Source organism: Flavivirga jejuensis (assembly GCF_030540765.1).
GTDB lineage: Bacteria > Bacteroidota > Bacteroidia > Flavobacteriales > Flavobacteriaceae > Flavivirga > Flavivirga jejuensis.
On the sequence record NZ_JAUOEL010000001.1, the window covers coordinates 521,585 to 534,340 of the forward strand.

At 34.5% G+C, this 12,756-nt stretch carries 11 protein-coding genes; 7 read left to right on the forward strand and 4 right to left on the reverse strand.

Annotated features, from left to right (window positions below; translation table 11 throughout):
* Nucleotides 1–2 precede the first annotated feature (2 nt).
* The 3 genes from ilvA to azu all read left to right on the forward strand — a co-directional run bounded on the left by ilvA (nucleotide 3) and on the right by azu (nucleotide 3,716).
* Nucleotides 3–1,268: a threonine ammonia-lyase IlvA gene (gene ilvA / locus Q4Q40_RS02325; protein WP_303300062.1), complete on the forward strand. Its 1,266-nt coding sequence runs from the start codon at nucleotides 3–5 to the stop codon at nucleotides 1,266–1,268.
* A gap of 294 nt (nucleotides 1,269–1,562) precedes the next feature.
* Nucleotides 1,563–3,155: an NADP-dependent glyceraldehyde-3-phosphate dehydrogenase gene (locus tag Q4Q40_RS02330; protein ID WP_303300063.1), complete on the forward strand. Its 1,593-nt coding sequence runs from the start codon at nucleotides 1,563–1,565 to the stop codon at nucleotides 3,153–3,155.
* Nucleotides 3,156–3,200: 45 nt separating this feature from the next.
* Complete coding sequence (gene azu / locus Q4Q40_RS02335; RefSeq protein WP_303300064.1) at nucleotides 3,201–3,716, forward strand: azurin; 516 nt, start codon at nucleotides 3,201–3,203, stop codon at nucleotides 3,714–3,716.
* Nucleotides 3,717–3,762: 46 nt separating this feature from the next.
* On the opposite strand, the gene Q4Q40_RS02340 is transcribed toward azu, so the two are convergent.
* The 4 genes from Q4Q40_RS02340 to Q4Q40_RS02355 form a co-directional block, all read right to left on the reverse strand.
* A complete protein-coding gene (locus Q4Q40_RS02340; protein WP_303300065.1) occupies nucleotides 3,763–4,686 on the reverse strand; it encodes a hydroxypyruvate isomerase family protein in 924 nt (307 codons plus the stop codon).
* 23 nt (nucleotides 4,687–4,709) lie between these two features.
* Nucleotides 4,710–5,444, reverse strand: a complete 735-nt coding sequence (locus tag Q4Q40_RS02345) for a ThuA domain-containing protein (protein WP_303300066.1) — start codon at nucleotides 5,442–5,444, stop codon at nucleotides 4,710–4,712.
* Nucleotides 5,445–5,602: 158 nt separating this feature from the next.
* A complete protein-coding gene (locus Q4Q40_RS02350; RefSeq protein ID WP_303300067.1) occupies nucleotides 5,603–6,220 on the reverse strand; it encodes a gluconate 2-dehydrogenase subunit 3 family protein in 618 nt (205 codons plus the stop codon).
* A 4-nt stretch (nucleotides 6,221–6,224) separates the two neighbouring features.
* Complete coding sequence (locus Q4Q40_RS02355; RefSeq protein WP_303300068.1) at nucleotides 6,225–7,943, reverse strand: GMC oxidoreductase; 1,719 nt, start codon at nucleotides 7,941–7,943, stop codon at nucleotides 6,225–6,227.
* A 150-nt stretch (nucleotides 7,944–8,093) separates the two neighbouring features.
* Between Q4Q40_RS02355 and Q4Q40_RS02360 the strand changes: the two genes are divergently transcribed.
* The 4 genes from Q4Q40_RS02360 (at nucleotide 8,094) to Q4Q40_RS02375 (ending at nucleotide 12,644) form a co-directional block, all read left to right on the forward strand.
* Nucleotides 8,094–9,125, forward strand: a complete 1,032-nt coding sequence (locus Q4Q40_RS02360; RefSeq protein ID WP_303300070.1) for a helix-turn-helix transcriptional regulator — start codon at nucleotides 8,094–8,096, stop codon at nucleotides 9,123–9,125.
* Nucleotides 9,126–9,248: 123 nt separating this feature from the next.
* Nucleotides 9,249–10,205, forward strand: coding sequence for a sugar phosphate isomerase/epimerase family protein (locus tag Q4Q40_RS02365; RefSeq protein WP_303300071.1), 957 nt, complete (start codon nucleotides 9,249–9,251; stop codon nucleotides 10,203–10,205).
* 30 nt (nucleotides 10,206–10,235) lie between these two features.
* A complete protein-coding gene (locus Q4Q40_RS02370; protein ID WP_303300072.1) occupies nucleotides 10,236–11,462 on the forward strand; it encodes an MFS transporter in 1,227 nt (408 codons plus the stop codon).
* A 30-nt stretch (nucleotides 11,463–11,492) separates the two neighbouring features.
* The gene (locus Q4Q40_RS02375; protein ID WP_425555854.1) at nucleotides 11,493–12,644 is read left to right on the forward strand and encodes a Gfo/Idh/MocA family protein; all 1,152 of its coding nucleotides are present in this window, start codon (nucleotides 11,493–11,495) and stop codon (nucleotides 12,642–12,644) included.
* The last annotated feature ends 112 nt before the right edge of the window (nucleotides 12,645–12,756 follow it).

Genomic DNA, 12,756 nt, shown 5'->3' on the forward strand with positions numbered 1-12,756 from the left:
ATATGAATAAGGAAAACGTCACATATTTTCCTAGTATTGATAATATTAAAGTAGCTGCCGATACTATTAAAAAAGTATCGGCAGTTACGCCTTTAGGCCCTAGTGCTAGGTATTCAAATTATTATAATGCTAATATCCTTTTAAAGCGCGAAGACCTGCAACAGGTGCGTTCTTATAAGATTAGAGGTGCTTATAATAAAATAAGTTCATTGACTACCAAAGAATCTAAAAAAGGGGTTGTTTGTGCCAGTGCAGGAAATCATGCGCAGGGCGTTGCATTATCTTGTAAACTATTAGAGATTGAAGGCACTATTTATATGCCAGCTCCAACACCAAACCAAAAAATAGAGCAGGTTAAAATGTTTGGTGGCGATTTTATCGAAATTAAACTTATTGGCGATACGTTTGATGATGCTAATCATGCAGCTATCTTAGAATGTGATCAGTTACATAAAACATTTATTCATCCTTTTAATGATAAAAAAGTTATAGAAGGCCAAGCCACTATTGGTTTAGAAATCTTGGAACAATCTACAGATCCTATTGACTATGTTTTTATAGCAGTTGGTGGTGGTGGATTAGCAGCAGGACTGTCTACCGTTTTCAAAGAATTATCACCTCATACTAAAATTATTGGAGTAGAACCCGAAGGAGCGCCCTCTATGTCTGTTTCTATTAAAAATAATAGAAACACAACATTAGACGTTATTGAAAAATTTATTGATGGTGCAGCAGTAAAACGAGTAGGAGATTTAACGTTTTCAATTTGTAAAGAGAACTTACATCATGTAATAACGATTCCAGAAGGGAAAGTATGTGAAACTATTTTGGAGCTTTATAATAAGGATGCTATTGTAGTAGAACCTGCTGGTGCATTAAGTATTTCTGCTTTAGATTTTTATGCAGAAGAGATAAAAGGTAAAAATGTAGTATGCGTTGTTAGTGGTAGTAACAATGATATTACCAGGACTTCCGAAATTAAAGAGCGTGCGTTATTGTATGCTAATTTAAAACACTATTTTATTATTAAGTTTCCGCAGCGCGCAGGTGCGTTAAAAGATTTTGTTGTTGACATTTTAGGAGAGAATGATGATATCACTTATTTCCAATATGCGAAAAAAACAAATCGTGAAAATGGCTCTGCTGTCGTTGGTATTCAATTAAAATTCGCTACAGATTTGGAGCCTCTAATAACTAAAATGAAGCGCCATAATTTCTATGGAGATTATCTCAATGATAAACCAGATTTATTTCAGTTTTTGGTGTGATCTCTTTCGTTTTAGCATAAGTTAGGTGTAAGATCGAACCCCATTAATATTAATATTTGTCACCTTATAGTGTCATTGAAAGGTTCAAACAGACATGGACATATAAACAATATCATAGTTAATCTAAATTTAACCGATTATTAATAACCGAAAACGTTTGAGTCATAAATATTTTCTTTACATGTAATTAAAGTGCTAAGAATTTCATATTTCTTTAAATAAGCCCTCTGGTTTAAACAGTTTAAGCTAAAATATAAATATATTAGCTATGGTATAAAAAACGATATTTTAGATATGAACACGACATTTTCAGAAATTCCAGAAGCTTATAAAATCACATCAATTTTACATCAAACAACATATTTGGTTGATGGTGAATTGAAACAATGGAAAGGCGAAACCGCAGAGGTGTATTCTACTATTTCGTCTACTAAAGACTATAAACCAACACTTTTAGGAACCATTCCTCAATTAGGAGAGAAAGAAGCTTTATCGGCATTAGATTCTGCTTGCTTAGCTTATGATAAAGGGCAAGGACTATGGCCAACTATGAAGGTTGTTGATAGAATTGCTTGCATGGAAAAGTTTGTAGAGCAAATGAAAACGAAGCGTGAAGAGGTTGTAAAACTTTTAATGTGGGAAATTGGTAAAAACTTAGCAGATTCTGAAAAAGAGTTTGATAGGACGGTAGATTATATTTATGATACTATTGAAGCTTATAAAGAAATAGATAGAAGCTCTGCAAAGTTTGAAAAAAACTCTGGAGTTTATGCGCATATACGCAGGGGTCCTTTGGGAGTCGTTTTGTGTTTAGGACCATATAATTATCCGCTAAACGAAACATTTACATTGCTTATTCCAGCTTTAATTATGGGGAATCCTGTAATTTTTAAACCAGCAAAATTAGGTGTTCTTTTAATTTCGCCATTATTGGAGGCATTTCAAAGTAGTTTTCCAAAAGGAGTTGTGAACATTGTTTATGGCCGTGGACGTACTTTAGCGACTCCAATTATGCAATCTGGAAAAATTGATGTGCTAGCGCTAATAGGTAACAGTAAGTCTGCTAATGCATTGCAAGCGCAACACCCTAAAGGAAATAGATTGCGAATGGTGTTAGGTTTAGAAGCCAAAAACCCAGCTATTGTATTACCAGATGCCGATTTAGATTTGGCTGTAGACGAGTGTATCGCAGGATCATTATCTTTTAACGGACAACGTTGTACAGCACTCAAAGTATTATACGTACATGAGTCTATAGTAGTAGAATTTAATAGACGTTTTTCTTATAAAGTCGATCAACTTAAATTTGGAAACCCTTGGGAATCTGGAGCCACACTAACACCGCTTCCAGAATCTGATAAACCAGGTTATATTCAAGAATTAATAGATGATGCTTTAGGAAAAAAGGCTAAGGTTTTAAATAAAAAAGGCGGAGAAACCAGTGAGAATTTTATTTTTCCAGCAGTATTATACCCCGTTACTAAAGATATGCGAGTCTTCAAAGAAGAGCAATTTGGCCCCGTGGTACCTATAATGTCTTTTCAGGATATAGAAGAGCCTTTAGATGATATGGCTGAGTCTAATTATGGACAACAAGTAAGTTTGTTTGGTAAAAACATTCATACATTATCTCCTTTAATCGATACCTTAGTAAACTTAGTGTGCCGTGTTAATTTAAACAGTTCTTGCCAAAGAGGACCCGATGTTTATCCTTTTACGGGAAGAAAAGATTCAGCATTTAGTACTTTAAGTGTACATGATGCTTTACGTTCATTCTCAATAAGAACTTTTGTAGCATCAAAAGATAACGATTATAATAATGCTATTTTAAAAGAGTTATTGGAGAAAAAGACATCCAATTTTATAAGTACAGATTATATTTTATAAGATTGTATTCTTTATTATTTTTACAACTAATATTATTTTTTAGGTATGAAAACATTTAAGTATTTGATTTTATCATTTTTTTCGATTTTAGTTCTAGTTTCTTGTGGTGGTAAAGAAGAAAAAAAGAAAGCAGGATTTAGCTATGAAAACAAAAAAGAGACGTCTAAAAGTGCAGAAGAGAAAAGTGCTAACGAGATAGCTATTTCGGGTAATGATAATATGCAGTTTGATAAAACTGAAATTAAAGTAAAAGCAGGACAAAAGGTAAAAATCACTTTAAGACATATAGGTAAATTAGATGTTAATGTTATGGGGCATAATTTCGTGCTTCTTAAACAAGGCGTAGATGTTGCTGGTTTTGCTGGTAAAGCAGCTGCGGCGGGTAAAGAGAGTCAATATATACCAAAGAAAACTAAAGATGTTATAGCTTATACTTCTTTAATTGGAGCTGGAGGAATTACTTCTGTAGAGTTTGATGCACCCGCAGTAGGCGTATATGATTACATCTGTAGTTTTCCAGGGCATTATGGTATGATGAAAGGTAAATTTATTGTAGAATAAAGAGTACCAATTACCACTCAAAACAATCCGTGTAATTTACATATAACTAAAATTTAGAACTTTCTAAATAGGCATTTATGACTCTTTTTTCACCTTCTTTACCGCTTACAGAATTTCCGTGTTCCATGCCTAAAATACCTTTATATCCTTTAGAGTGAATATGCTTAAAGATATTTTTATAATTTATTTCTCCTGTTGTTGGTTCTTTACGACCAGGGTTGTCGCCAATTTGGAAATAAGCAATCTCGTCCCAACATGCATCTATATTAGGAATTAGATTGCCTTCTTGTATTTGTTGATGGTAAATGTCGAATAATATTTTACAAGATGTCGAGTTTACCGCTTTACAAATTTGATATGCTTGAGGTGATTCTGTTAAAAATAACCCAGGATGATTTCGAAAATTTAAAGGTTCTAATACCATGGTTATTTGATGTGGTTCTAAAATGCCCGATGCTTGTTTTAATGTTTCAATAACATGCTCGGTTTGGTAATCCATTTTTTGTTTTAAATCGAGATGGCCTGGTACAACAGTTATCCATTTAGCATTCACACGTTTTGCGACTTCAACAGACTGTTTAATGTCATTTAAGAATTCATTTCGTTTATCAATATTGCCACTAGCCAAATTAGGTTCTTTCCAATAGATTTTATGAGCAACAAATACCCCCATGGTCATGTTCCTATCAACCATAGTTTTTGCCATACTTTTTTGAATCTCAACAGAACGATTTTTCATATTGTTATCCTCAAAAGCAGTAAAACCCTGATCTGCCATAAAATTCAATTGATCAATAGGATTGCTGCCTGCATGATGTTTAAACATGCCTATATGTGGTGCAAAATTTAATTTAAAGGCATTTTTAATTGTATTTGAGTCTAAAATATTCATGGCATTTATACCTGAAAAGCCCATGCCTAATAATGAAGCGGTAGCTGTGCTTTTTTTAATAAATGACCTTCTTTTCATAGTGATATGGTTCGCTTACACATTCAGTCTTTTTTCATAGTATAAAGAATGCCACCTAAGATATGTTTTAAAAATGTTTCATCTGTATAGCTTTCTTTAGTATGTCCTAATCCAGTGTGAAACACACGACCGCCTTCATGCTCATGAAACCATGAAATGGGATGGTTCTCTCCATTTTTACCACCCGAATAAGATGTTTCATCTAAAGTCATTAAAACATTAATGTTTGATCTTATTTGTTTGTAGTTGTACCATTCGTCAAATTTATGCCATGTATCACCCAGAAAGGACGTCGCTTTATGGTCGTGGTTAACAATATTAATCACTGCGTCTTGTTGTTTAGGGTGGCCTGCAAAATAAGCTCCAATTAATTTTCCGTACCAGGGCCAATCATATTCGGTATCGGTTGCTGCATGAATACCTACAAATCCGCCACCATTTTCAATATATTTTTTAAAAGCTTTTTGCTGATTTTCATTAAAAATGTCTCCTGATGTTGATAAAAATACAACCACTTTATAATTATTTAAATTTTTGATAAGCGTATCAGCATCCTCAGTGGCATCTACTAAAAAATTATTATCTATTCCTAATTTCTTTAATGCTTCAAGTCCAATTTCAATACTTTGATGACGGTAGGCTGCTGTTTTAGAGAAAACAATAACACTTGATACTTCAGCTTCTTGAGCATAAACAGTGTTGCATAAAATAAATAGTGCTAATACAAATAATTTATTGAGAGAAATAGCTTTCTTCATAGCTTATAAAAATTTAGTTTTTTAGTTACTGGAATTAGGGCGTTATTAAATTTATCATGTACATGTTATTTCTTTGGTAGCCTATCCGCCTGAAATGTCAATGTCAACTCAATAGCTGCTTTATAGGAATGTAACATTGTATCTCTATGTGTCGAAATTTATAAAGACCATGCGCGACCTCCAGTTGCTTCATCAACCGAAATGCATCCATCATATCTACCAGGAACAGGATCGTAAGCCAAAACACGCTCACCTACCTCTTCGGAGGTGAAATATCCAAATAACGTATAGTATTTGATTGATAATAAAAATTTGTATAAAGTGTATTTTTCTAGGTTAGCCTCGTCAATTCTAGCCAAAGGGAATCTTTGTTTTTTAAGTATATTTTTTGTTTCCTCTTTCGAAATATTAAAATAAGATGATAATGATTTTTCAAAATCTTCTTTTTTTCCATCTAAAATAGGACCGTTAAACTTTTTAGCAAAAACAGCAGCACCTTTTCTAAACAATTCCTGATTTTCTTTTTTTTCAAGATCGTGGTACATCAAATCTAAAAACTGAGGTATATTAACGTCTAATGCTCCAGGAGTATCAGAGCTTGGTAAAATTATATCTGCTAAATGTGTTACCATATGTTTTTCTTCGGGAGATAAAAATAGAGGCGTCCAGGTTTTTTTTTCTGCAGAGCAAGAAGCAAGCATATTAAAAATAGTTGGAGCAGCTACGGTATAGCCCAAACTCAAGGTCAGATTTTTTAAAGCGGATCTTCTATTCATAATCTTAACTTGTTTTATTTTTTTTAAATTCAGCAGCAGCATGATTTGCAGCTCTTGCTGTTAATGCCATATAGGTTAACGATGGGTTTTGACATGCGGAAGACGTCATGCAAGCACCATCGGTAACATAAACGTTTGGAACAGCATGTATTTGATTGTGTTTGTTCAAAACAGATGTTTTAGGGCTATGTCCCATTCTTGCAGTCCCCATTTCGTGGATGCATGAACCAGGAATAGGTTTTCCTATACGTCCTTTTACATTTTTGTAACCAGCAGCTTTTAGCATAGCAACAGCTTGGTTCATCATGTCTTGTTGCATCTTTAGTTCATTCTCTTTAAACTCAGCATCCATATCTAGAGTAGGCAGTCCCCATTTATCTAAAATATCATAATTTAAAGATACCTTATTTTCATGATAAGGTAAACATTCACCAAATCCAGTCATTCCTATAGTCCAGGTGCCTGGTTTTAAAATTTCATCTTTTAAATCTTTACCAAAACTTAGTTCAGCAACAGATTTTTTCCAATTCGATCTGCTTGCACCTCCTTGATAACCATAACCGCGTATAAATTCTTTTGTTTCCGTTTTTGCATCCCCTAAATTTCTAAATCTTGGAATGTAGAATCCATTTGGTCTTTTTCCCTTATAATAGGAATCTTCAAACCCTTCAATTTCTGCTGAGGCTCCTACTCCGTAATGATGATCCATAAGGTTATGTCCTAGCTCACCACTATCATTACCCATTCCGTTGGGAAATCGTTTAGATTTAGATTGTAATAAGATGCTTGTAGAACCTATAGCAGATGCGCAATTAAAAATAATAGAAGCTTTAAAAAAGATTTTTTCATGGGTTTCGGCGTCAATAATTTTAACACCAGAAGCTAGTCCCGTTTTTTCATCATATACAATTTCATATGCAATAGAGTTTGCGCGCAAATGCATGTTTCCTGTTCTTTCTGCTGCTGGTAGTGTTGATGAATTACTGCTAAAGTAACCGCCAAAAGGGCATCCGCGTACACATCTGGATCTGAATTGGCAGTTAGAGCGCCCTTCATGCATCGCATTTCCAGTTTTATTGGCTACCCGACCAATCATTAACAATCTATTATCGTCAAATTTACCTTTTAAGCTTTCTTGCAAGTCTTTTTCTGCACAATTTAACTCCATGGGATCAGATAATTTACCGTCAGGTAAATGAGAGAGTCCCAAGTTTTGTCCAGAGACCCCTATAAATGTTTCAACCTTATCATACCAAGGAGCGATATCATTATAGCGTATTGGCCAATCAACACCGTGCCCATCTTTTTTATTGGCTTCAAAATCCATATCACTCAATCGATACGATTGTCTTCCCCACATAATGGAGCGACCTCCAACATGATAGCCACGAAGCCAATCAAAGCCTTTAGATTCGTTGTACGGGTGGTCTTCATAATTTGCAAACCAATGGCCACTATAAGAATTTATAAAACCACTTCTGCGTTCTTTAGTTTGACCTTTTACTTCATCTGGATTAACTTTTCCACGGTGTTTTAAATCCCACGGATCTGTGTGCATGGTTGGGTAATCTTCAATATGTTTTACCATACGACCTCTGTCAAGAACCAGTGTTTTTAATCCATTTTCACAAAGTTCTTTAGCTGCCCAGCCTCCGCTAATTCCAGTACCTATAACTATGGCGTCATAAGTCGTAGGGTGTTCTTTAATGGTGTCTTCAGTCATTATTGTGTTTAGTATAAATGTGCTATGAATGTTTTTGTTGAATAACTATTGCAAATTTGCTTCGTTATAAAACATAAAAAACGGTGTTTAAATATAAAAATAAATGGAAATTTAACTAATTTGCATGATAATAATGTTCAAATTATTTCAATGAAAGAAAACACACAGGAAATAGAGCCTTATGAAGCAGATGGAGTTGTTTATCATGTAGATACTTGTTTACCATTAATTGATGCTTTTAATCGGAATAAATTAAAATTTAAGGCATTAGCGCGACATTCCTATCCAGGGGATAGGTTGGATGAAAATACACTAGGTCTTAATAGTATTGGATATTGGGATGCCAACGAGCCACAAGATTGGGGTTTAGATTGGCATCGAAATGAGGGTATAGAGTTTCATTTTTTGGAATCTGGATCGATGCCGTATTCTCAGGAAAACAAAGAAGTTTTATTAACTCCAAATCACTTAACAATTACACGTCCTTGGGAGGCTCATAAGGTAGGAAATCCTCATATTGGAATGGGGAAATTTTATTGGGTTATTATAGATTTAGGTGTTCGTAGGCCACATCAGGAATGGGTTTGGCCGGATTGGATTACATTAGTGCCTTCAGATTTAACAAGGCTCACTACTATTTTGAGGCAAAATGAAAAATCCATTTGGAAAACAGATCAACGTGTTCGGGATTGTTTTATGCGAATAAATAAAGCAATAAACAGAGATGTAAAAGGTAGTAATGCTTCTAGAATAAGGTTGCTTGTAAATTACTTATTGATTTTGTTGCTCGATTTATTGAATGCTGATAATATTGTTTTGAATGAATCGCTTACAGATAGTTCTAGAAGTGTACAATTCTTTTTAAAAGAGCTTGAGAAAAATCTTTCTGAAAATTGGACTATTGAATTGATGGCGCAGTCGGCAGGAGTGGGCTTGACGCGATTTACACACCATTGCAAACGATTAACAAATTTAACACCTATGCGTTATTTAACGATGAAGCGGTTAGAAATGTCTAAAGAAATACTTCGAGAAAATAAGGACTTAACAATCTCAGATGTAGCTTATATGTGTGGGTTTACTACGAGTCAATATTTTGCTACCGTGTTTAAAAAACATGAAAAATGTTCGCCTAATGAATATCGTTTAAAAACAGGTGTTAATAATTCTGAATTGGTTTAACTTAAATTGTAAATAAGTGTTTAAATTCTTTCACTGAATAAAAATACACAATATTTTAAATTCAAATCTCTACTTTCACATAATCATCTCTTTAAGATGATTAGATTACTTAAATAGTTTTTTATGAAACGAAGGTGTTTTGTTACAAAAACAGCCTATGTGAGTGCTGGGCTATCGTTATTGGGTTTGTACGGGTGCAAAAAATCTGAAAAAAAAGAAACACTATCGAATCAAGCTAGTAATGGTCATGCTTTGTTTTTTAAAATGTCTTTGGCTCAGTGGTCATTGCACAGGGCTCTGTTTGGTAATAAAATGAACCACTTGGACTTTGCTGCAAAGTCCAGAAGTTTTGGTCTGGAAGGGTTGGAATATGTGAACGGGTTTTTTAAAGACAAAGTAAAGGATCTGTCTTATTTAAAAGAGATGAATTTACGAGCAGATACTGAAGGACAAGAAAATGTTTTAATCATGATTGATGGCGAAGGAATGCTTGCCAATTCAGATGATAAAGAAAGAACTAAAGCGATTGAGAATCATTACAAATGGGTAGAAGCAGCTCACTTTTTAGGCTGCCATGCCATTCGGGTTAATTTAGCTGGCGGTGTAGATAAAAATGAGGCGGTAAAAACCAGTGTAGATGCTTTAAATAGACTTTCTGAGTTTGCAAAAGGGTCTAATATAAATGTTTTAGTAGAGAATCATGGTGGTTTTTCTTCAAATGGAAAGTGGATGACCGAGGTGTTTTCTCAAATAGAAAATAAAAATTGTGGGACTTTACCAGATTTTGGGAATTTCTGCATAGAAAAAAATAAGGCTGGTGATTGTGTTGAGGCATATGATAGGTACCAAGGGATGAAAGAATTGTTGCCTTATGCTAAAGCAGTAAGTGCAAAGTCTTATAATTTTAATGAGAAAGGAGAGGATACCGTTATAAATTATCTTAAGATAATGGAAATGGTTAAAGCATCAGGTTACAAAGGCTTTGTTGGTATTGAGTATGAAGGTGATATCATGTCTGAAGAAAAAGGCATTGAATTAACTAGAGATTTGTTGATACGTGCTGGAAACCAGCTTTCTTAGAAAACTAAACTAAATTAAACTAAATATAAAATGAAAGAAGTCAATAAAAATCAGATTTTTATAGCTGCTTGTATCGCATTGGTTGTAACGGCTATGACCTTTGCTATTAGAGCGGGAATACTAACAGATTTAGGCGTTCAGTTTAATCTCACCAATTCAGAATTGGGTTGGATAAATGCGATGGCTATCGGAGGGTTTCCTATAGCAACGATCTTAGGAGGGTTACTTTATAATCAATTGGGAGCCAGAAAATTAATGATTATGGCTTTTGTTTCTCATTTAGTTGGGCTTTTAATGACCATTTATGCAGGAGGGTTTGTAACCCTTTTAATATCATCTTTACTTATTGGTTTTGCTAATGGCTCAGTAGAAGCTGCTTGTAATCCTATGATTGCTGATATGTATACTAACAATCGAACAGCTATGTTGAATAAATTTCATGTTTGGTTTCCAGGAGGTCTAGCTATTGGAGCTTTAATTTCAGGGCTTATGAGTTATTTAGGATTGGGATGGCAAGCACAAATTGCTATTATGTTTGTACCAACACTTATTTATGGATTTATGTTTTTTAAACAAAAATTTCCAGAGAGCCAGCATATTGAAACAAATACAGGCTTAAATATTAAAAGTTTAGCAAGTCCTTTGTTTTTATTTATAGTAGTTTGTATGACTTTGTCTGCAACATCAGAACTTGGAGTTCAGCAATGGGTTGAAAAAATATTAGGAAGCACGGGTGTTAATCCAATGTTGGTTTTTGCTATGATTACTACTATTATGGCATTAGGACGTTATTTTGCAGGACCATTGGTGCATAAGTTAAACCCTGTTGGAGTTTTATGGATGTCAGCAATACTTACTACTATAGCAGTTTATTCTATGAGTGTGGTTGAAGGTTCTGCGCTTATTTATATCTCAGCCATATTATTCGCTGTTGGAGTTTGTTACTTCTGGCCAACAACCATTGGGTTTGTTTCCGAATATTTACCAAAAACAGGAGCATTAGGGATGTCGTTAGTTGGAGGTGCTGGCATGCTAGCTACGGGAATATGGCAACCTGTAATTGGCTCATGGTTAGATAAAGGAAGAGCGGCTGCTTTAGAATCGGGTCTTACAGCAGAAGCTGCAGAAGTTGTTGCGGGTCGGGAGACCTTAAGTTATATGGTGTTTTTTCCATTAGCTTTAGTAGTACTGTATGGTATTTTATTTTTAATTAGAAAGAAATTTGAGCATTTAAGAATTCAAACAGTCCATGAATAGGATTATTTAAAATATTAATAGACATATTAAATGATAAGAAAATTACGAATGGGAATGATTGGTGGTGGCACTGGATCATTCATTGGCGATGTACATAGAAGAGCGGCATCAATTGATGGTATGATTGATTTGGTATGTGGTGCTTTTAGCAGTAGTGCGGAAAAATCGATAGCATCAGGAAAAGATTTATATCTGCCTGAAGATAGATGTTATGGGAGTTATGAAGAAATGATTTCGAAAGAAAAAGAACTTCCTGAAAATGTACGAATGGATTTCGTAGCCATTGTAACCCCAAATCATATGCATTTTCCGCCAGCAAAATTAGCCTTAGAGAATGGGTTTCATGTGGTTTGCGATAAGCCAATGACTTTAACACTAGATGAAGCGATTGCTTTAGAGAAAATAGTTAGTGAAAGCGGAAAATTATTCGCACTTACGCATAATTATACTGGACATCCATTAGTAAAACAAGCCAAAGCAATGGTTGCAAATGGCGATTTAGGAGCTATTAGAAAAGTTCAGGTGCAGTATTTACAAGGTTGGTTGTCTACTGCTGTTGAAAAAACGGGACAAAAACAAGCCTCATGGAGAGTCGATCCTAAACGTTCTGGAATTGGTGGTGCGTTGGGTGATATTGGTACACATGCCGAAAATCTAGTAGCATATATCACAGGCTTAAAAATTGATGAATTAGCTGCCGATTTAGGTAAGTTTGGAGAAGGTAGAGTTCTGGATGATGATGGTAATTTATTACTTCGTATGGAAAACGGTGCAAAAGGAACGATGTCTATTTCTCAAATTGCTTTAGGAGAAGAAAATAATTTAGCGATTAAAGTATATGGTGAAAAAGGAAGTTTAGAGTGGCATCAGGAAAATCCAAATCAATTAATAACACATTGGCTTGAAGACCCCGTTAAAGTCTTTACGCCAAATGGAAACGATTTATATCCAGAAGCATTAAATGTATCTAGAATTCCTGCTGGTCACCCAGAAGGTTATCTAGAAGCTTTTGCTACTATTTATAAAAATTTTGCAACCCATTTAATGGCTGTCTTAAATGGAGAAACTATTGAAAACCCAGATTACCCTACAGCCAAAGATGGTGTTCGGGGGATGCAATTTATTTATGCAGCAGTAGAAAGTGATAAAAACAATGCAGCTTGGACAACGTTTAAAAAGTAATTCTTCGACGCTTTTGTCGAAGTTTCCATAGGAATTGTTATTCCTGAGACATCGGGAATCTAAAAAATAATAAAATAAATTAATAATTAAAAAATCCCTCCCTTTTGGGGAG